Here is a 17,929-nt window from a genome sequence, read left to right on the forward strand (position 1 = left end):
AACCCGCCTGGGCGGGATTTTATGAGTGCCTTAACGGTTTTCAGGCAAGGACCTCCTTTACTTTTATCCCTATCTGGGCCGGCGAGTCCACCACGTGGATCCCGCATTCCCTCATGATGCGTTTTTTGGCCTGGGCGGTATCGTCGGACCCCCCAACAATGGCACCTGCATGGCCCATGGTTCGCCCGGCAGGGGCAGTCTCCCCTGCAATAAAGCCGACCACCGGCTTGTTGGAGCCATGGTCGCGGTACCACCTGGCGGCTTCGGCTTCAAGCTGGCCACCGATTTCCCCGATCATCACCACGCAATCGGTTTCCGGATCCCGGATCAACAGCTCCAGCGCCTCCCGGGTAGTGGTCCCAATGATGGGGTCGCCCCCGATGCCAATGGCCGTTGAGATCCCCAGGCCCTGCCGAACTACCTGGTCCGCAGCTTCGTAGGTCAGCGTACCGGATTTGGAAACCAGCCCAACGGTACCCTTGCGGAAGACAAAGCCGGGCATAATCCCGACCTTGGCTTCTTCCGGGGTAATGACCCCCGGGCAATTGGGGCCAACAAGCCGGGCCCCTTTGCGCTTTACGTAATCATAGGCTTTAATCATGTCCGCCACCGGGATCCCTTCGGTAATGGTGATAATGACCCCAATTCCCGCTTCAGCGGCTTCCATGATGGCATCCGCAGCAAATGCAGGGGGTACAAAGATGATGGAAGTATCGGCGCCTGTCTGCAAAACGGCCTCGGAAACCGTATCGAAGACCGGTTTGCCCAGGTGCTCCTGCCCGCCTTTACCAGGGGTTACCCCACCGACTACATCAGTCCCGTATTCAATCATTTGTCCGGCATGGAAAGTACCTTCGCTCCCTGTAAAGCCCTGGACGATGATTTTAGAGTTCTTATTTACTAAAACACTCATGCGCGTGGTTTTTGGTTGCGACAAAAATAGGCCATAGCAGAAAACCTGCCCAGCGATTTGTCATAGTTTTTTGTTCCGTGTGGCCATGGATGACAACTGCCTGAGGGCAGCCAGCTGCTTGAGGCGTTCCCTGGCTTCTTCCGCAGGGCTCCCAAAATAGGTCCTGCCCCCTTCAAGCGACTTGGAAACACCTGTCTGGGCCAAAACCACGGCCCCTTTCCCGATCCGTATGGCACTGGTTACCCCGACCTGCCCCCAAAGGGTCACTTCGTCTTCGATGACGACGCAGCCGGCAATCCCGGTTTGGGAGGCGATAAGGCACTTCTGCCCGATTACCGTATCGTGGCCCACATGAACCTGGTTGTCGAGTTTGCTTCCCCTCCCAATGGTGGTATCCCCGCTTACCCCGCGGTCAATGGTACAAAGGGCTCCCAGCTCCACATAATCTTCGAGGATAACCCTCCCCCCGGACCTGAGGCGGTCATACCCTTCAGGCCTTTTTTTGTAGTAAAAAGCATCTGAGCCGACTACGGTTCCGGACTGCACCACCACGTGGTCGCCCAAAACACAATGGTCGTGGATAATTACGTTGGGCTGGATCACGCAATGTTTCCCAATGGTGACTTCCCGGCCCACAAATACGTTGGGCTGAATCACCGTCCCTTCACCTATAACAGCCGACGGGTCGATTTGGGAAGGGGCGGGCCGGAATGGCCGGAAATGCTCCGTAAGCCGGTTAAAATCCCTGAACGGATCGTCAGAGAGGAGCAGGGCCTTGCCCGGCGGACAGGACACCTTTTTGTTGATCAGGATTACCGTTGCCCTCGAACCAAGGGCCTTGTCGTAGTATTTCGGGTGATCCACGAAAACGATGTCACCCGGTTCCACCACGTGAATCTCGTTCATCCCGAGCACAGGGAAATCGGGATCGCCTTCAGTGCCGGCCCCGATAAGGGCGGCGATTTCGGCCAGGGTATGGGGTCTGTTGAATTTCATGCGCTGGGGCTATTCCTTGGCGCGTTCCAGATACGACCCTTTTTCAGTGTCAATCTTGATCCGGTCCCCTTCATTGATAAACAGGGGCACGTTAATCCGGGCCCCGGTTTCCACCGTGGCCGGTTTGGTGGCATTTGTCGCGGTATTTCCCCTGACCCCGGGTTCCGTATGGGTAACCTCCAGGACCACGCTGGCCGGCATGTCCACCGAAAGGGGCATGTTGTCTTCTGTATTGAAAAGGATGGTGACGATTTCTCCTTCCTTCAGGAGGTCCGGGGCATCCAGGGCACTCTTGGGCAGGGAAATCTGGTTATAATCCTCGGTATTCATGAAATGGAAGGTATCCCCTTCCGGGTACAGGAACTGATAGGTACGGGTTTCGACCCGGACATCCTCGATTTTATGCCCTGCGGAAAACGTGTTGTCGATGACCTTCCCCGTGGTAACGCTCTTCAGTTTGGTGCGCACAAAGGCAGGCCCTTTCCCGGGCTTTACATGCAGGAATTCAATAATTTTAAAAATGTCGTGGTTGTAGCGGATGCAAAGTCCCTTTCTGATATCTGATGTAGTGGCCATAAATTAGTTATTGCTAAAGTACCCTTTCATGATGCCCCGCTGTGAATCCCTTATGAATTGAAGGATTTCATCCCGTTCAGGGGTAGCCTCCATTTCCGCTTCTATGATCTGCACAGCCTGGCTGTTGTTGTAGTTTTTCTGATACAGTATCCTGTATATATTCTGGATCTCCCTGATTTTCTCGGTTGAGAACCCCCTGCGTCGAAGGCCCACAGAATTGATCCCGACATACGACATCGGCTCCCGCGCCCCCTTTACAAAGGGAGGGACGTCCTTGCGAACCAGGGACCCGCCCGTTACAAAAGCATGGGATCCTACCGATACAAACTGGTGGACGGCCACCATCCCGGCAAGCACGACGTAGTCCCCTATGGTCACATGCCCCGCAAGGGTGGAATTATTGGAAAAGACGCAGTGGTCCCCTACAATGCAATCGTGGGCGACATGGCAGTAGGCCATAATGAGGCAGTTGTTGCCAATGACCGTTTTCATGCGATCGGCCGTGCCTTTATTGATGGTAGCACACTCCCTAATGGTGGTGTTGTCCCCGATAATCACGGTGGTTTCCTCCCCCTGGTATTTTAAATCCTGGGGTGGGGCCGAAATGACCGCCCCGGGAAAGATGTTGCAGTTTTTGCCAATCCGGGCACCTTCCATTATGGATACGTTGGAGCCAATCCAGGTACCCTCGCCAATAGTGACGTTGTTATGGATGGTCGCAAACGGTTCTATGACCACGTTTTTGGCGATCTTGGCACCGGGGTGGACATAGGCCAGGGGTTGATTCATGTTACTGGTTTTTGGTTTTTACGATCTGGGCCATCAATTCCGCTTCCGATACCAACTTCCCGTTGGCATAGGCATAGGCCTGCATATGGCATATCCCCCTGCGTATGGGGGAGATCAGATCGCACTTGAAAATTAGGGTATCCCCGGGCACTACCTGTTGCTTGAACTTCACATTGTCAATCTTCATAAAGTAGGTTAGGTAGTTTTCCGGATCCGGAACAGTGCTGAGGACCAAAATACCCCCCGTCTGGGCCATGGCTTCAATCTGGAGGACCCCCGGCATAACCGGGGCCCCGGGAAAATGCCCGATAAAAAAGGGCTCGTTCATGGTGACATTCTTGACCCCCACCACATGGGTGTCCGACAATTCCAAAATTTTATCCACCAGCAGGAACGGCGGCCGGTGTGGCAGCCGGGTCATGATCTGGGTCACATCCATCAGCGGTTCCCGGTTCAAATCGTATTTCGGGACCTTGTTGCGCTTTTCGAGTTTGATGATTTTGGAAAGTTTCTTTGCAAACTGTGTGTTTACGTAGTGTCCGGGCTTATTGGCAATTACCTTGCCGCGGATACGGGTGCCGATCAGGGCGAGGTCGCCGATAACATCGAGCAATTTGTGGCGGGCTGCCTCATTGGGGTAATGCAGGGTGAGGTTGTCGAGGATCCCGTTGGGTTTCACTGAGAGCTTCTTCTTGTTGAAGGCCTTCTCCAGCTTCTTCATCGTGGCTTCGGAGATCTCCTTGTCCACATAAACAATGGCATTGTTAAGGTCGCCCCCCTTGATCAGGCCGTGTTCGAGCAACATTTCCAGTTCATGGAGGAAACTAAACGTCCGGGCATCTGCTATTTCGGTCTTGAAGTCGGAAATATGCTCCAGGGTGGCATTTTGGGTGCCGAGGACCTTGGTCCCGAAATCGACCATGGTGGTGATCTGGTATTCGTCCGATGGGATCACGGTAATATCGCTTCCCGTGGCCTCATCGCGGTAGGTAATCACATCCATGACCTCGAAAACCTCGCGTTCCGCCTCCTGTTCCACAATGCCAGCCTGCTCCAGTGCCCTGACAAAAAACTTCGAGGAACCATCCATGATCGGGGGCTCCGGGGCATCCAGTTCAATCATCACATTGTCGAGGTCCATCCCGATCAGGGCTGCCAGTACGTGCTCGGAAGTCTGGATTTTGACCCCCCTTTTTTCCAGGTTGGTCCCCCGCTGGGTATTGACCACATAATTGGCGTCGGCCTCGATGATGGGTTCCCCTTCCAGGTCCACCCTTTTGAATGCAAATCCATGGTTTTCAGGTGCCGGGAGGAATTTCATGGTCACGTTCTCACCGGTGTGCAACCCTACCCCCTTCAGGGTAACCTCATTTGCAATGGTCTTTTGCTTGGTCATCAGAACTTAGTTGCCTTTAGGTTTTTCGAGGTCTTCTATGCGCTGTACTAACTTGGGGAGGTTTTTAAAATGGACGTATGATTTGTTGTAGTCCCCATAGGCAAGGGCCGGGGACCCCTGAAGGACTTCATCGTCCTTCACATTCCTTCCTATGCCAGACTGGGCCTGGATTTTGACCCGGTCCCCTATGACGATATGTCCTACAATGCCGACCTGCCCACCTATCATACAATTGCGTCCTATTTTCGCTGAGCCCGCGATGCCGGTCTGGGCCGCAATAACCGTGTGCTCGCCAATTTCCACATTATGTGCGATTTGAATCTGGTTATCGAGCTTTACACCACGCCTGAGGATGGTGGAACCCAGGGTGGCCCTGTCGATGGTGGTGCCGGCACCCACATCCACGTGGTCCTCCAGGATTACGTTCCCGGTCTGGGGTACCTTGGAGAATTCCCCGTTTTCATCAGGGGTGAACCCAAAGCCATCCGCCCCGAGGATTACCCCGCTGTGGATGGTGCAGTGCTTGCCGATGACCGTCTCTGAATAGATTTTTGCACCGGCAAAAATAGTGGTATCATCCCCGATCTTCACGTTGTCGCCGATAAACACGTTCGGATAGATCTTTACATTGCTGCCGATCTCCACATTGCTGCCGAGGTACGAAAAGGCGCCGAGGTAAAAATTGTCCCCATAGGTAGCCGTTTCAGAAATATAAATGGGGTTTTCCAGGCCCGATTTGTTGTTTTTGACCTGATTGTAATAGGAAAGCAGTTTGGAAAAAGCCTTGTACGCGTCGTCCACCTTAATCAGGGTGGAGCTGAGTTGTTGTTCAGGAACAAAATCGCGGTTCACCAGGATGATGGAAGCCTCGGTGCTATAGATATAATGCGTGTATTTCGGGTTCGCCAGGAACGTAAGCGACCCGGCCTGTCCCTCCTCTATTTTGGACAATTTGTGGACCGCAACCTCTGGGTTGCCCTCCACCACTCCTTCAAGGATACCCGCGATCTGACTGGCCGTAAATTCCAAGGGGCTGCTTACAATTGGTTTGAGATTGGGCAAAAGTAAGAAAAATTGTCATACCCCCTTTTTGGGATAACAGATATAAAACCTGGTCACTGGTTCCGAAAGGGTTTGCAGGCTTAAAGGATCCGACCTGCCGGCCACATCCACCGTCTTCCCGTTCCGTTCCAGGATCAGGATATTCTGGCGCTGACGGTTGTAGGCCCTGTTGCTGATCTCGCCGTCGAAGACAAAATACGAAGCCTCCCCGGGGGTCATCCCGGTTCGCGCGCAGAATTTCTCAACTTTCCGGGCCAGGACCTCTTCTCCAACCGGTTCATCCGTCATTTTGATAGTTGGCAGCCTCCGGTCGAGGATCATGTCGCAGAGCTTGCCCAGCACCGGGTCGGAGGCTGTTCTCCAGCCTTTGAGGGCCGCCAGGATATCCACGTCGTCCAGGCTGGCAAACAGCTGTAAGTCCCCTGCCGGGAACGCCTCATCCCGCACTTTCCGCTTGAGGAAATACTCCAGGGCCTGCGATTGGCATTCCAGCCGTCCCTCACCGAGGAGCTCGCGGGCCCTGCGGATAACCCGGATAAGCAACTGCTCTGCGGCCAGACCGGTTTTGTGCAGGTAGACCTGCCAGTACATAAACCGTCGGGCCATCAGAAACTTTTCGACTGAGTAGATCCCCTTTGCTTCTACCACCAGGTTTCCCCTGTAGACCGACAACATCGTGATAAGGCGCTCGGCATTGATGTTCCCTTCAGCCACCCCGGTGTAAAAGCTGTCGCGTTTCAGGTAATCCAGGCGGTCCATGTCGAGCTGGCTCGATACCAGCTGGTTCAGGAATGCCTTTGGATAAGTACCCCTGAAGATCTCCATGGCCACCTCCAGGGCCCCGTCGAATTCTGTATTGAGTTGTTCCATAAACCGCAGGGACAGCTCCTCATGCGAAACCCCCTGCACCAGTTCATTTTCAAGGGCATGAGAGAATGGGCCGTGGCCTATGTCGTGAAGCAGGATGGCACACAAAAGCCCCTGTTCCTCCCCAGGGGTTATTTCAATTTGCTTTTGTCGCAAAAGGGATACCGCCATCTGCATCAGGTGCATGGCCCCAAGGGCGTGGTGGAACCGGGTGTGGTGGGCCCCGGGATATACCAGGTAACTCAGGCCCATCTGGGAGATCCGCCGAAGCCTCTGAAAATAGGGATGGGCGATCAGGTCAAAAAGGAGGTTGTCGGGTATCCTGATAAATCCGTAAATTGGATCATTGAAGATCTTAAGCTTGGGAGATCGCTTCAACGGAATGATATTTGCACGTCCAAAGGTAGAAAATTAGGAGCAGATTCCCTCAAATATCCCCCCACGGGCGGATCTTCTGCCCTGTACCCAAATCTGAAAATACACCATGAAGAACATACAAATACTATGGGTCGACGACGAGATCGACCTGCTCCGGTCGCATCTGATGTTCCTTGAAGAACGCCATTACAGTGTTGTTACCTGCCCCAGCGGCCAGGATGCCCTGGAAGCCGTGCGGCAGCAATCCTTCGATATTGTTTTCCTGGATGAAAACATGCCCGGCCTTTCCGGGCTGGAAACCCTGACCGAAATCAAGCAACTGAATGCCGCCCTCCCGGTGGTGATGATCACCAAGAATGAAGAGGAGTCCCTGATGGAGCAGGCCATCGGCTCCAAAATCGCCGATTACCTGATCAAACCCGTAAATCCGAACCAGATCCTGCTATGCCTGAAAAAAAACCTGGATCATTCGCGCCTGGTTTCTGAAAAAACCACGGCAAATTACCAGCAGGAGTTCAGGAAAATTGCCCTCGAACTGGCTACCGTGAATACCCACCAGGGCTGGGCTGAACTATACCGGAAGCTGATTTACTGGGAACTGGAACTGGAAGCCATAGAAGACAGCAGCATGTTCGAGATCCTGGAATCGCAAAAGGCGGAGGCGAACCAGCAATTTGCAAAATTTGTGGAGCAGCATTATCCTGATTGGTTTGGGACTTCGGACGCCCCGGTTTTGTCGCATACCCTCTTTCGCGAAAAAATCCTTCCGGTACTTGAGAAGAAACAGACCCTCCTGGTGGTTATCGACAACCTGCGGTACGACCAGTGGATGGCTTTGGAAGACGTTTTGGGCCCCTTTTACAAAAAAGAGGAAGAATCGGCCTATTTCAGTATCCTCCCTACCGCCACCCAATATGCCCGCAATGCCATTTTCTCAGGGTTGATGCCCCTCGAAATGGAAAAGCAATTCCCGAAATGGTGGAAAAACGACACAGATGAAGGGGGTAAAAACCTGTTTGAGGCCGAATTCCTTTCGGCACAACTCCAGCGCCTGGGTAAGAAGATCCAATGGGCCTATCACAAAATAAGCAGCCTTAAACAAGGCCGGCAACTCGTACAGCAACTCAAAAGCCATAAGGATAATGACCTGCTGGTGGTCGTCTATAACTTTGTCGATATGCTTTCCCATGCTAAGACCGAAATGGAAGTCATTCGCGAGCTGGCCTCCAATGACAAGGCTTACCGGTCGCTGACCCTGAGCTGGTTCCGGAATTCCCCCCTGCTCGACCTCATACAGGAGGCACAGGGCATGGGGTTTCAACTGATCATTACCACCGACCACGGCACCATTAATGTAAAACAGCCCTCCAAAGTGATCGGCGACCGGGAGACCAGCCTCAATTTAAGGTACAAAACCGGCAAAAGCCTCACCTATGAGGCAAAAGAAGTGCTGGAGTGCAAAAAGCCGGCGCTTTTTCGCCTGCCGAGCATCCACGTCAGCAGCTCCTTTATATTTGCCAAAAACGACCTGTTCTTCGCCTACCCCAACAACTATAACTACTACGCGAGCTACTACCGAAACACCTACCAGCACGGCGGAGTTTCCATGGAAGAAATGATCGTGCCCTTTGTAGTGCTCAGCCCCCGTTGAAGCCTTACCCGGTCAGAAGGAATTCCGGTCAAAGACGCGGCCCGTGCTGTTCTTGAAGTAACTGCCCTCGAGGATTTCTGTAACCTGGTCGTGGGTGCCGATACAGATGGAGAAGTTTACTTCGAGGATAAAGTCATCCTTATAAAAATAGGTCCTCCTGCTGCGATCGTAACCAATCTGAGCTTCGTAGTCCTTTAGTTGCTCGATCAGGTAATAAACCGTCCTTTCACTAATCCGCAACCGATTGGCAATTTGCCCCGGAGACCCGGTGCATTCCATCTGAATGAGGTTGTGCAGCTGTTGCAGCCGCTCTACATGTTTAATGGTTTTCATAAAAACAATTTTTAGTGGTTAATGCAAACAGTGAGGTGACCAAAAATTGCGTTATCAATATATAGTATTTTTTCTATATTACTGCGATGATAGAGAAATATTTAATTTTTAGCAGGCGAAATAATTAGAATATTTTCTAAGAACACAAAAAGAATGTATATTTGTGCAACTTCTTAGCAGCATATCATGGTAAAAACAATAGACCGGCTAATGCAGTTCATAAAACATGCCGGGCTCAGTGCCCGTCAGTTCGACATCTCCATAGGCGCCAGCAACGGGTATACCCTGAGGATGAGCAAAAACAAGGCCTCTGTGGGGAGTGATGTTATTGAAAATATCCTCAAAACCTACCCCGACCTCAACGTGGTCTGGCTGCTAACGGGAGAGGGCCCCATGCTTAAATCACAGCATAATCAGGACCTTGCAGATTTTGATAAATTGCCTTACGGGAAGCGGATGGAAATAGACCGCATCATAGATGCGAAGATCAGGGAGCGACAGGAGGAACAAAGGCAAGAACTCCTGATCGAGATCAGGCACGAACTGGGAAAAAGCCTGGAAGGCTAACCTCCCCGATTCTCCCAAACAGTTTCCATCCAAAAAGTATCGTGCGCATACCGCAAGAGTGTCTCAACCCCTTATTTTTTAAGCGAAAGGTTCTTCAGGTTACTCAATTCCGTTATTCCATGATCCAATTCCCTCTCCAGCAGGGCTTTGTAGTCCATGGTTATGGAGTGGGTACGCACAATCCTTGAAATAAGCAAGACCAGGGTGATCGTGGCAAATACCAAAGGAAAAACGTTCAGCGTCCCGGCACTCTCAATTTGAGTTTCCGGCTGGAAGGCTTCCCAAAACTGATACGTGTAAAAAATCAGGGGCGACAGGATGGCCCATCGCCACCAATAGGGGGAGGTTATAAACCAGATGATTAAAGCACTTACAAGAAAAGCTTTTTGTGAAGTATACCATACTAATGTCGTAACATCCTCAAAACCGTAGCTTTCAATAACTAGACCACCTATATTTAACGTTTTCGAGTTTCTGGGCAGAAACCCTTCAAGAAAAAAGAATACGGTAGTCATAACAATGACTACTGTAAAAAAAATTGAACTTTTCTTTTTTAAAGTTTTAACAACATTTAAATCTGAAGTATCTTCCCTTCCTTCATTTTTTAGTTGTTCAGCCATTTCTTGTAGATAGTATGCTCTAATCAAATATTCCCTTAAGGAGAATGTAGGTTTTTTTTTAATAAAGCTTTTAATTTGGTAATTGAGCTTTGTATTCCATGAGAACACAATTTCCCTAATCATTTGGTAGAATGTTATTTCGATGTAATAAGTAAGAATATGCTTTTTGAAAAGATTATCAAAAAGAAGAATGATACTTACAACCATGAGCATTGAAAAAATTCCCGGAATTGAAAACATGTAATCCCAATAACTATTTGAATCAAGAACAGCATACATCGAAATGAGATTGCAAGGAAAATAACACGCGCATGGCAACAGCAAAAATCTCCATTTGCCATAAGAAGTAATGAACAGCAAAATCAAGTAAGCAAACGCAATTATGGAATTTAATATATACCAAATAAAGACTTGATTGTCAGGAAATCCATGATTTATTGTTTGACCTAAGATTATATATTCTTTGCTCAAGGGATCAAAAAGCAAATGAATAAAAATTAGGAAAGGCAAGGTTAAAACAATTAGGGCGATTGTGGCATCAATCAAAAATATTTCTTTCCAGGATCTTACTTTATTTTTCTCACCCCCTTTCATTTATGTCATTTATTAAAACTGGTTTTTAAATCGAATTGGCTTTTACAACTTGCAGTTGTTTATAAATCAATTGTTAATATACAATAAATGTCGAATATAATCTATAATCTGAGTAAAATTTTTGAGGCTTCAGATTACATTTTAGCGCATTCCCTTTCCCGTTTGCTCTGCCTCCACGGGCCCATGGGGGCGGGTAAAACCACCCTGGTGAAGGCCCTGCTAAAAAAACTGGGGGCTGCTGAAACAGGAAACAGCCCCAGTTTTGGCCTGGTGAACGAATACCGGGGCCCTGATGGGGGATTACTGGCCTACCACCTCGATTGCTACCGCCTGGAAGGGGAAGAGGAAGCCCTTGATTTTGGCATAGAAGAATACCTGGGTGCCGACTGCTGGGTTTTCGTGGAATGGCCCGAAAGAATCGCCTCCCTGCTGCCCGGGCAGCGTACCGAAATCTTCCTGGAGCCCCTGTCGACCGAATCCCGGAAACTGCGCCTGGTCAACCTGGGGATGTAAGGGAAAACTGTATCGTTAAGACTGAATTTTTATTGCAGTTTTATCGATGAAATGCATGTTTTTCGATCAAAGGTTTGGTTTTATCGACAAAATGCCATATTTTTGACTTTCATAACCTGAGGTGGGAGTTAAATTTTCCTACTTTTGAGAATGAAAATGATAATCAAATCCTAATCCTCCGATACGATGAACACGAGAAAAGTTTTTTTTGGTATACTGACCTTTGGGGTTTTACTTATTGCGTCTTGTACCACTGACAATTCAGACCTTTATGAGAATGGAGTGGATAGAACAAAAATAACAAAAGGGACAGATGCCGTAGATAGAACTAAAATAACCAAAGGCACAGATGCCGTAGATAGAACTAAAATAACCAAAGGCACAGATGCCGTAGATAGAACTAAAATATCTAAGGGAACTGATGGAAAAAGAAAATCTAATTAACCTCATTTAAGGACTATTTATCGAGGTTTTCAGATTTTTATCGATTTTTAAAGGGGTCATCCAATAAGGTGACCCCTTTTTCGTTCTGCCTTTATTAGAATTAAACTATTCCTTTATATACCAGATGGAAAGGCAGCAACAGAAAAAAACAAAGCGAAGATTCTTCCTGGAATCACTTGCGATTTTACTCATAATCGTAACGCCCTTTATTTTTAAAGCTCACGAATACATTCCGGAAGAATCATCTATTGGTTTCATTGGATTTGAAATCACAAACAATGGTTTTGCCAATGTAAGCATTTACATTTGGTTCCTTCTCGGGAAAATAATTCCTCTATACCTTCTGATCATTTGGTTCCTGACTTGCAAACACTGGTGGTACCATATCCTGCTAATTCCGATTTGTATGTACGCCTTCCAAATCTTCGAGGTGGTTTACTCAGATGATAAATTTATTGACACAGAAAACGTGTTGTGGTTATTGCCGGTGTGTATGGTGGTGATCCCCTTCGTGTACTTTATCCGGTTGAAATTGTTTGACAAGTACGTGCACGGCATCGACCTGGAGGCTATGGACGCGGAGCTTCAATACTATAAGAACAAGGAGCGCGAGCAATTGAATAAAATAGGGATTCGGGTGGCAGAAACCCCGATCCCGGATGCGGAAACGGACCTTTCCAACGAAACCCCCAAACGGACCCTGAACGAAATCTTCCAGAACCTGCAGCACGCCATGAAAAGCATCCTGAGCTTCTGATTTAAAGGGGCTCTGCGATATCCGCAACCGGTGTTTGGTTTTTGGATTTTGTTGTACTTTTGAGTTCAATGGCTTACCCTGATTTCGAAATACGCCCATGAACTCACCCTCCTCCCCGTTCAGCAAACAGCAACTGATCCCCCAGGAAGAAAAACTAGAAGTCCTGAAGCAAAAAGGGGAGCTCTTTATCGGGATTCCCAAAGAAAGCCTTTACCAGGAGCGGCGGATCTGCCTGACCCCGGATGCCGTAAATGCCATTACGGCCCATGGGCATAAAGTACTCATGGAGGCCGGGGCCGGAAACGAGGCCAGCTTTACAGACCTCGAATATACCCAGGCGGGGGCCACGATTACCCGCGACCCCAAAAAAGTCTTTGGCTGCCCTATCCTGCTGAAGGTGGAGCCCCCTACCCTGGCGGAAATCGAGATGATGAACCCTCAAAGCATCCTCATTTCGGCCCTGCAGATAAAAATGCAAAACAAGGCCTATTTCGAAAGCCTGGCAAAAAAACGGATTACCGCTATCGCCTTTGAATACATCCGTGATGATGAGGGCAAATACCCTGCCGTAAGGGCCCTTAGTGAGATCGCCGGCATTTCTTCGGTGCTTATCGCAGCGGAAATCATGGCGGCCAGGGAAGGGAACGGCCTGATGTTCGGAAATATCAGCGGGGTGCCCCCGGTGGAGGTGGTCATCCTTGGGGCGGGCACCGTGGGGGAATTTGCCACCCGGTCTGCCCTCGGGTTGGGTGCCAATGTAAAACTCTTCGACAATTCCCTGACCAAGCTACGGAACTTGCAGCGAAACGTGAACCGGACGCTGTACACCTCCACCCTCCAGCCCAAAAACCTGCTGAAAGCCCTGAAGCGGTGTGATGTTGCCATTGCAGCCGTCAGGGGCAAAGACAGGGCTCCGGTTCTGGTATCGCGGACTATGGTGGAACAGATGAAGAAAGGTTCGGTCATCATCGATGTCAGTATCGATATCGGCGGGTGCTTCGAAACCAGCGAGGTCACCACGCACGACCATCCCACATACGAGAAATACGGGGTTATCCATTACGCCGTGCCGAATATCCCTGCGAGGTATCCGAAAACCTCCACTATTTCAATAAGCAATATGTTTACCCCCTACCTGCTCAAAATCGGGGAAGACGGGGGGTTGGAAAATTCCCTGCGTTTCGACAAAGGCCTTAGGAACGGGCTTTATATGTATCACGGGATCCTGACCAACCGCACAGTTGGAGAATGGTTCTCCATGAAATACAGCGACATCAATTTCCTGATTTTCTGAGTATGCCCTTTTTAAAGCGCCTTGGCTATTTCCTTATCGGGCTTTCCCTCGGACTCATCTTCCTGGCGATATTCCTTAGGAAAAAAACCGAGGAAACCGGTACTGAATTCTGTTACCTCCCCAATTGCCGGGTATTGAAAGAACTGCGATCCAAACCCCTCCTGGTCGATTCAACCCTGTCCGTAGCGACGGACAGCCTGTTTTTGCAATACCTTTTAAAGGAAGGGAAAGTGGATTTCGGCCAAAGCGATACCCGGGCAACCCCTTGCAAAATATACCGGGTTTCGGCCAGCAGGGGTGGAAAGACCCTGGTGGTAACCCTTAAGAATTGCGAATCACAAACCGTGCTTACCGATTACCGGGAAGGACAGAAGTAAGCCTTTTATTCAAAGGCGCCTGCGTTCCCTTTCCCTTTTGAGCAGCTCAAGTTCCCGGTTGGTTTGCCCTGCCACAGAGGTATTTTCCTCCGCCCTGCGGATCAGATAGGGCATTACATCGCGAACGGGCCCAAAGGGCAGGTACTTCGACACATTGTATCCGGCAATGCCCAGGTTGAAACTGATGTGGTCGCTCATACCGTAGAGTTGGCCAAACCATACCCGCGGATCATTCCTTGGAATTTGCCTTTGTTCCATTTGTTCCATCAGGCGGTAACAGCTCTGTTCATTGTGTGTACCCGCATAAACGGCAATATCGTCGAGGTGGTCGAGGCTGTATGTCACTGCCGCATCAAACTGGTCGTCTGTTTCCCTTTTGGAACCACACATGGGGGTCGGGTAACCCTTTTCCACCGCCCTTTCATTCTCTTTTTCCAGATAGGCGCCCCGAACAAATTTGATCCCGATTTTAAAGGAGTCCCTCGCAGCCCGCTCATGGAGCCCTTTGAGGTAATCCATCCGGTCCCATCGGTACATTTGGAGGGTATTGAACACGATGGGGGACTTTTTGTTATAGGCCCGCATCATTTCTTCCACAAGGGCATCGGCGGCATCCTGCATCCAGCTTTCCTCCGCATCGATAAGCAGGGGTACATTCAGGTCATAGGCCTTCTGGCAGGTCTTTTCAAACCTTCCGACCACCCGTTGCCATTCGGCTTCCTCGGCAGGAGTCAGCGGGGAACCGCTTCCCTTTTTTTCGTATAAGGCCAACCTCCCGTATCCGGTGGGCTTGAATACGGCAAACGGGATGGCCTCCTTTTTTTTGACGAATTCCAGAATCTCAAGGGTTTTTGCCAGGGCATCGTCCAGGGGGTCTTCCGTTTCTTTTCCTTCCACCGAATAATCCAGGATGGTGCTTACCCCCTTTTCCCACATCCGCTCCACCACTGGCATGCAATCTTTCTCGCTTACCCCTCCGCAGAAATGGTCGAATACCGTGGTACGGATAATGCCTTCCACGGGCAGCCTTGCCTTGATTGCAAAATTGGTGACGCTGGTACCGATTTTTACAAGGGGTTCAATAGAGATAAGCTTAAACAGGAAATACGCCCGTTCCAGTTCGGCATCAGACTTTAATGCAAAAGCCGTTGCCGTATCTTCGAAAATCCGTTCCATCCAGGTTAGGTAAAGTATGCACAAAGATAGTTGCTGGGCGAAAAATCCTGAAAGAAAAATTTTCGGTTACTTTGCCTAAGGAAAAACGGGAAAATGGAATCTATACTCAGCGGCTCAAGCCGTATCGCTTTCGGGGAAAACGGTCGTCTGCTTTTTCGCGACTTCCTTGCCGGGCAGCGGTTTTCAAGCATCTTTGTCCTTACCGATTCCAATACCCGGGTCCACTGCCTGCCGGTATTTGGTGCGCAATTCCCCGAGGCCGGAAAGTGGACAATCCTGGAAATTCCCGCGGGGGAAGCCCACAAGAATATCACTACCTGCCTTACCCTTTGGCAACAGCTCTCCGGGAAGGGGGCCGACCGGCAAAGCCTCCTGGTCAACCTGGGAGGCGGGGTGGTTACTGACCTCGGGGGCTTTGTAGCCTCGACCTACCAGCGGGGAATTGCCTTTGTAAATATCCCAACAACCCTCCTGTCTATGGTTGACGCCTCCGTAGGGGGCAAAACCGGGGTCGACCTGGGCCTTCTGAAAAACCAGATAGGGGTTATCCAGGACCCCGAACTTGTACTGATTGACAGCGGCTATCTGAACACCCTGGAAGAGCGGCAACTGCGCAGCGGGTTTGCCGAAATGCTCAAACACGGGTTAATCCTTGAGAAGCCCTATTGGGATGCCCTGAAAAACACCACAAATTTCCGAAGCCTGCAGGAGCACATCCATACCAGCGTGATCCTGAAAAACAACGTGGTCCTCGAAGATCCCAGGGAAAGCGGCCTGAGGAAAATCCTGAACTTCGGCCACACCCTCGGGCACGCCATAGAATCCTTTTACCTGGGAAAAGGCGAAGGGCTTTCCCTGCTTCACGGGGAAGCCATAGCCGCGGGGATGGTTATGGAATCGTACCTGTCGGTACAGCACGCAGGGCTTTCCACATCCGAATGCGATGAAATAAAATCGGTAATGCTCCGCTTTTTCCCAAGGGTACCCTTTCCTGAGGCCGATAGGGAAGCCATTTTGGAGCTGCTCCGGTTTGATAAAAAGAATTCCGCGGGCTCCGTGCGCTTTGCCCTGTTACAGCGCATTGGCAAGGCCTGTACCCACCAGGAGGTGACCCGGGAGTCCCTCAGGGGAGCCTTCGAATACTACGCCGATTAGGGGATTCACCCACAAGAAGTTACGCCTTCACAACTCTTTTGCCCAGCGGTTTGGGAAAATTTTTAGATTCGGATAGGGATTTGGGAATTCCTGTCCCCGCCAAACCAAACCGTTATGAAAAGAATCATCATCGACCACAAAAAGCTGACCCCTGAACTGGCTGAACTCCTTTTGGCAAAGTATCCGGAAGGTTATGGAGATGAGGATATCATCGCCTTTAAAAATGCCCGGGGGGAATGGGTGGAAGCTGTGGAACTGCAAACCATGGAAGCCCTTTACCTGGTTAAAATCAGCAAGAGCCTTTCCAATTTCCTGGCGTCATTCGAAGACCTGGGGGAAGAGGAGGAAGATACCGAAAAACCGGTTGCCTCCCTGGAAGACATCGAAGAAGAGTACAACGGGTCGCTGGAAAGCGAATTTAACTGGGAAGATTAGCCCTTGCCCTGCCTACCCAGGTAGCGTTCGCGTAGGATATTCCTGTGGTGCTTCTGGTGGCCGCAGAGGATAAAGCCCAGGGCGCCCAGGCTCATGGGGTTCCCACTGGCTGTACCTTTCCAGAACATTCGTTCTTCCGGCATCGACCTGAAGAGCAGCAGGGTTGACTTCCTTATCGCCAGATACTCCTCCACCAAATCGTCGGGCGTCCGTTCCATAGCCAGGCTCATGGGAACATAGGCATCCTGGTCAAATCCGGGCAGCGGGGTAGCATCGTGCCTGCCAAACCGCAGCGCCCTGTACTGGAACACCCTTTCGGTATCCAGCACATGCACCAGGACTTCCGAAACCGTCCATTTCCCTTCCGCATACCGGTAATGCCACAAATCTTCGGGGATGCTCCTGATGAATTCGGGAAAATTCCCCATCTGACGCTCCAAAAGCACGGTTAGTTCCTCTTCGCCCAACAGGTCGATGTAGGGTCGGTAGTACGGCGGGCAGTCTTCAGGCTGCAGGTCGAATCGGGTCATAAAAGATCAGGGGCCGGGGCCACCCTCAGAGTTCGTTAAATATTGTGTGCATCAACCGCTTTTTGTCGTTGATGCTTTCTTCCAGGGAAATCATGGTTTCCGTACGGCTAATGCCGTCGATGTCATCAATCTGGAAGATGATGTTCTTGGCATGGGTGGTATCCTTGGCCCGTATCTTACAAAAGATATTAAACTTGCCCGTGGTAATATGGGCCACTGTAACATAGGGGATTTCCGCAAGCCGCTCCAGGACAAATTTAGTCTGGTGGGTCTTTTCCAGGAATATGCCGACATAAGCGATGAAGGAATATCCCAGTTTTACATAGTCAAGCGTCAGGGAGCTGCCCTTGATGATTCCCGCTTCCTCCATTTTCTTTACGCGAACATGGACCGTTCCCGCAGATATCAGGAGTTTCTTGGCGATATCCGTGAAGGGCGTCCTGGTGTTATCGATAAGCATGTCGAGGATCTGGTGATCGATTTCGTCCAGCTTTACTTTGGCCATT

Annotated in this window: 21 protein-coding genes; 9 read left to right on the plus strand and 12 right to left on the minus strand. The window is 50.3% G+C overall.

Annotation, left to right across the window (positions count from 1 at the left end; translation table 11 throughout):
* Window positions 1-40: 40 nt before the first annotated feature.
* From sucD to NG653_RS01845, 7 genes are read right to left on the minus strand one after another with little or no spacing between them, the layout of a single operon-like run.
* A complete protein-coding gene (sucD, locus tag NG653_RS01815) occupies window positions 41-913 on the minus strand; it encodes a succinate--CoA ligase subunit alpha (RefSeq protein WP_252739946.1) in 873 nt (290 codons plus the stop codon).
* Window positions 914-973: 60 nt separating this feature from the next.
* A complete protein-coding gene (locus tag NG653_RS01820; protein WP_252739947.1) occupies window positions 974-1,909 on the minus strand; it encodes a UDP-3-O-(3-hydroxymyristoyl)glucosamine N-acyltransferase in 936 nt (311 codons plus the stop codon).
* A 9-nt stretch (window positions 1,910-1,918) separates the two neighbouring features.
* Window positions 1,919-2,485 (minus strand): elongation factor P, encoded by a 567-nt coding sequence (gene efp / locus NG653_RS01825; protein WP_252739948.1) that lies wholly within the window; start codon window positions 2,483-2,485, stop codon window positions 1,919-1,921.
* Between the two features lie 3 nt (window positions 2,486-2,488).
* On the minus strand, window positions 2,489-3,274 hold the full coding sequence (lpxA, locus tag NG653_RS01830) for an acyl-ACP--UDP-N-acetylglucosamine O-acyltransferase (protein WP_252739949.1): 786 nt from the start codon (window positions 3,272-3,274) through the stop codon (window positions 2,489-2,491).
* A gap of 1 nt (window position 3,275) precedes the next feature.
* Window positions 3,276-4,670, minus strand: coding sequence for a bifunctional UDP-3-O-[3-hydroxymyristoyl] N-acetylglucosamine deacetylase/3-hydroxyacyl-ACP dehydratase (locus tag NG653_RS01835; RefSeq protein WP_252739950.1), 1,395 nt, complete (start codon window positions 4,668-4,670; stop codon window positions 3,276-3,278).
* A gap of 6 nt (window positions 4,671-4,676) precedes the next feature.
* The gene (gene lpxD, locus NG653_RS01840; RefSeq protein ID WP_252739951.1) at window positions 4,677-5,699 is read right to left on the minus strand and encodes a UDP-3-O-(3-hydroxymyristoyl)glucosamine N-acyltransferase; all 1,023 of its coding nucleotides are present in this window, start codon (window positions 5,697-5,699) and stop codon (window positions 4,677-4,679) included.
* A gap of 48 nt (window positions 5,700-5,747) precedes the next feature.
* On the minus strand, window positions 5,748-6,977 hold the full coding sequence (locus tag NG653_RS01845) for an HD domain-containing protein (RefSeq protein WP_252739952.1): 1,230 nt from the start codon (window positions 6,975-6,977) through the stop codon (window positions 5,748-5,750).
* Window positions 6,978-7,083: 106 nt separating this feature from the next.
* On the opposite strand from NG653_RS01845, the gene porX reads away from it, so the two are divergent.
* Complete coding sequence (gene porX / locus NG653_RS01850; RefSeq protein ID WP_252739953.1) at window positions 7,084-8,628, plus strand: T9SS response regulator signal transducer PorX; 1,545 nt, start codon at window positions 7,084-7,086, stop codon at window positions 8,626-8,628.
* A 12-nt stretch (window positions 8,629-8,640) separates the two neighbouring features.
* On the opposite strand, the gene NG653_RS01855 is transcribed toward porX, so the two are convergent.
* Window positions 8,641-8,961 (minus strand): DNA-binding protein, encoded by a 321-nt coding sequence (locus NG653_RS01855; RefSeq protein WP_252739954.1) that lies wholly within the window; start codon window positions 8,959-8,961, stop codon window positions 8,641-8,643.
* A 210-nt stretch (window positions 8,962-9,171) separates the two neighbouring features.
* Here NG653_RS01855 and NG653_RS01860 point away from each other — a divergent pair, with 210 nt between their 5' ends.
* On the plus strand, window positions 9,172-9,528 hold the full coding sequence (locus tag NG653_RS01860; protein WP_252739955.1) for a hypothetical protein: 357 nt from the start codon (window positions 9,172-9,174) through the stop codon (window positions 9,526-9,528).
* Window positions 9,529-9,599: 71 nt separating this feature from the next.
* Here the strand turns inward: NG653_RS01860 and NG653_RS01865 are convergent, their stop codons facing one another.
* A complete protein-coding gene (locus NG653_RS01865) occupies window positions 9,600-10,742 on the minus strand; it encodes a hypothetical protein (RefSeq protein WP_252739956.1) in 1,143 nt (380 codons plus the stop codon).
* 87 nt (window positions 10,743-10,829) lie between these two features.
* Between NG653_RS01865 and tsaE the strand changes: the two genes are divergently transcribed.
* The 5 genes from tsaE to NG653_RS01890 all read left to right on the plus strand — a co-directional run bounded on the left by tsaE (window position 10,830) and on the right by NG653_RS01890 (window position 14,127).
* A complete protein-coding gene (tsaE, locus tag NG653_RS01870) occupies window positions 10,830-11,255 on the plus strand; it encodes a tRNA (adenosine(37)-N6)-threonylcarbamoyltransferase complex ATPase subunit type 1 TsaE (RefSeq protein ID WP_252739957.1) in 426 nt (141 codons plus the stop codon).
* 186 nt (window positions 11,256-11,441) lie between these two features.
* A complete protein-coding gene (locus tag NG653_RS01875) occupies window positions 11,442-11,699 on the plus strand; it encodes a hypothetical protein (RefSeq protein WP_252739958.1) in 258 nt (85 codons plus the stop codon).
* A gap of 406 nt (window positions 11,700-12,105) precedes the next feature.
* Complete coding sequence (locus tag NG653_RS01880) at window positions 12,106-12,456, plus strand: hypothetical protein (protein WP_252739959.1); 351 nt, start codon at window positions 12,106-12,108, stop codon at window positions 12,454-12,456.
* 97 nt (window positions 12,457-12,553) lie between these two features.
* On the plus strand, window positions 12,554-13,750 hold the full coding sequence (locus NG653_RS01885; protein WP_252739960.1) for an alanine dehydrogenase: 1,197 nt from the start codon (window positions 12,554-12,556) through the stop codon (window positions 13,748-13,750).
* Window positions 13,751-13,752: 2 nt separating this feature from the next.
* Window positions 13,753-14,127 carry a DUF4258 domain-containing protein gene (locus tag NG653_RS01890; RefSeq protein WP_252739961.1) on the plus strand — a complete coding sequence of 125 codons (375 nt, stop codon included), beginning with the start codon at window positions 13,753-13,755 and terminating at the stop codon, window positions 14,125-14,127.
* A 9-nt stretch (window positions 14,128-14,136) separates the two neighbouring features.
* Here the strand turns inward: NG653_RS01890 and NG653_RS01895 are convergent, their stop codons facing one another.
* Complete coding sequence (locus NG653_RS01895) at window positions 14,137-15,303, minus strand: proline dehydrogenase family protein (RefSeq protein WP_252739962.1); 1,167 nt, start codon at window positions 15,301-15,303, stop codon at window positions 14,137-14,139.
* Window positions 15,304-15,396: 93 nt separating this feature from the next.
* Between NG653_RS01895 and aroB the strand changes: the two genes are divergently transcribed.
* Both aroB and NG653_RS01905 read left to right on the plus strand, forming a co-directional pair.
* A complete protein-coding gene (gene aroB / locus NG653_RS01900) occupies window positions 15,397-16,458 on the plus strand; it encodes a 3-dehydroquinate synthase (RefSeq protein WP_252739963.1) in 1,062 nt (353 codons plus the stop codon).
* Between the two features lie 114 nt (window positions 16,459-16,572).
* Window positions 16,573-16,893 (plus strand): hypothetical protein, encoded by a 321-nt coding sequence (locus NG653_RS01905; protein WP_252739964.1) that lies wholly within the window; start codon window positions 16,573-16,575, stop codon window positions 16,891-16,893.
* Here the strand turns inward: NG653_RS01905 and NG653_RS01910 are convergent.
* Both NG653_RS01910 and NG653_RS01915 read right to left on the minus strand, forming a co-directional pair.
* Window positions 16,890-17,423, minus strand: a complete 534-nt coding sequence (locus NG653_RS01910; RefSeq protein ID WP_252739965.1) for a DinB family protein — start codon at window positions 17,421-17,423, stop codon at window positions 16,890-16,892. The genes NG653_RS01905 and NG653_RS01910 overlap by 4 nt on opposite strands.
* 25 nt (window positions 17,424-17,448) lie before the next feature.
* A complete protein-coding gene (locus NG653_RS01915) occupies window positions 17,449-17,928 on the minus strand; it encodes an Lrp/AsnC family transcriptional regulator (RefSeq protein ID WP_252739966.1) in 480 nt (159 codons plus the stop codon).
* Between the last annotated feature and the right edge of the window lies 1 nt (window position 17,929).

Origin of the sequence: Robiginitalea marina (assembly GCF_024006985.1) — a bacterium.
In the GTDB taxonomy this organism is placed as follows: Bacteria; Bacteroidota; Bacteroidia; order Flavobacteriales; family Flavobacteriaceae; genus Robiginitalea; species Robiginitalea marina.

What these genes read in the sequence shown, in the direction of transcription:
- sucD (WP_252739946.1), bottom strand. Translation starts at nt 913, where the DNA reads ATGAGTGTTTTAGTAAATAAGAACTCTAAAATCATCGTCCAGGGCTTT.
- NG653_RS01820 (WP_252739947.1), bottom strand. Translation starts at nt 1,909, where the DNA reads ATGAAATTCAACAGACCCCATACCCTGGCCGAAATCGCCGCCCTTATC.
- efp (WP_252739948.1), bottom strand. Translation starts at nt 2,485, where the DNA reads ATGGCCACTACATCAGATATCAGAAAGGGACTTTGCATCCGCTACAAC.
- lpxA (WP_252739949.1), bottom strand. Translation starts at nt 3,274, where the DNA reads ATGAATCAACCCCTGGCCTATGTCCACCCCGGTGCCAAGATCGCCAAA.
- NG653_RS01835 (WP_252739950.1), bottom strand. Translation starts at nt 4,670, where the DNA reads ATGACCAAGCAAAAGACCATTGCAAATGAGGTTACCCTGAAGGGGGTA.
- porX (WP_252739953.1), top strand. Translation starts at nt 7,084, where the DNA reads ATGAAGAACATACAAATACTATGGGTCGACGACGAGATCGACCTGCTC.
- NG653_RS01855 (WP_252739954.1), bottom strand. Translation starts at nt 8,961, where the DNA reads ATGAAAACCATTAAACATGTAGAGCGGCTGCAACAGCTGCACAACCTC.
- NG653_RS01860 (WP_252739955.1), top strand. Translation starts at nt 9,172, where the DNA reads ATGCAGTTCATAAAACATGCCGGGCTCAGTGCCCGTCAGTTCGACATC.
- NG653_RS01865 (WP_252739956.1), bottom strand. Translation starts at nt 10,742, where the DNA reads ATGAAAGGGGGTGAGAAAAATAAAGTAAGATCCTGGAAAGAAATATTT.
- tsaE (WP_252739957.1), top strand. Translation starts at nt 10,830, where the DNA reads ATGTCGAATATAATCTATAATCTGAGTAAAATTTTTGAGGCTTCAGAT.
- NG653_RS01875 (WP_252739958.1), top strand. Translation starts at nt 11,442, where the DNA reads ATGAACACGAGAAAAGTTTTTTTTGGTATACTGACCTTTGGGGTTTTA.
- NG653_RS01880 (WP_252739959.1), top strand. Translation starts at nt 12,106, where the DNA reads ATGTACGCCTTCCAAATCTTCGAGGTGGTTTACTCAGATGATAAATTT.
- NG653_RS01885 (WP_252739960.1), top strand. Translation starts at nt 12,554, where the DNA reads ATGAACTCACCCTCCTCCCCGTTCAGCAAACAGCAACTGATCCCCCAG.
- NG653_RS01890 (WP_252739961.1), top strand. Translation starts at nt 13,753, where the DNA reads ATGCCCTTTTTAAAGCGCCTTGGCTATTTCCTTATCGGGCTTTCCCTC.
- NG653_RS01895 (WP_252739962.1), bottom strand. Translation starts at nt 15,303, where the DNA reads ATGGAACGGATTTTCGAAGATACGGCAACGGCTTTTGCATTAAAGTCT.
- aroB (WP_252739963.1), top strand. Translation starts at nt 15,397, where the DNA reads ATGGAATCTATACTCAGCGGCTCAAGCCGTATCGCTTTCGGGGAAAAC.
- NG653_RS01905 (WP_252739964.1), top strand. Translation starts at nt 16,573, where the DNA reads ATGAAAAGAATCATCATCGACCACAAAAAGCTGACCCCTGAACTGGCT.
- NG653_RS01910 (WP_252739965.1), bottom strand. Translation starts at nt 17,423, where the DNA reads ATGACCCGATTCGACCTGCAGCCTGAAGACTGCCCGCCGTACTACCGA.
- NG653_RS01915 (WP_252739966.1), bottom strand. Translation starts at nt 17,928, where the DNA reads ATGGCCAAAGTAAAGCTGGACGAAATCGATCACCAGATCCTCGACATG.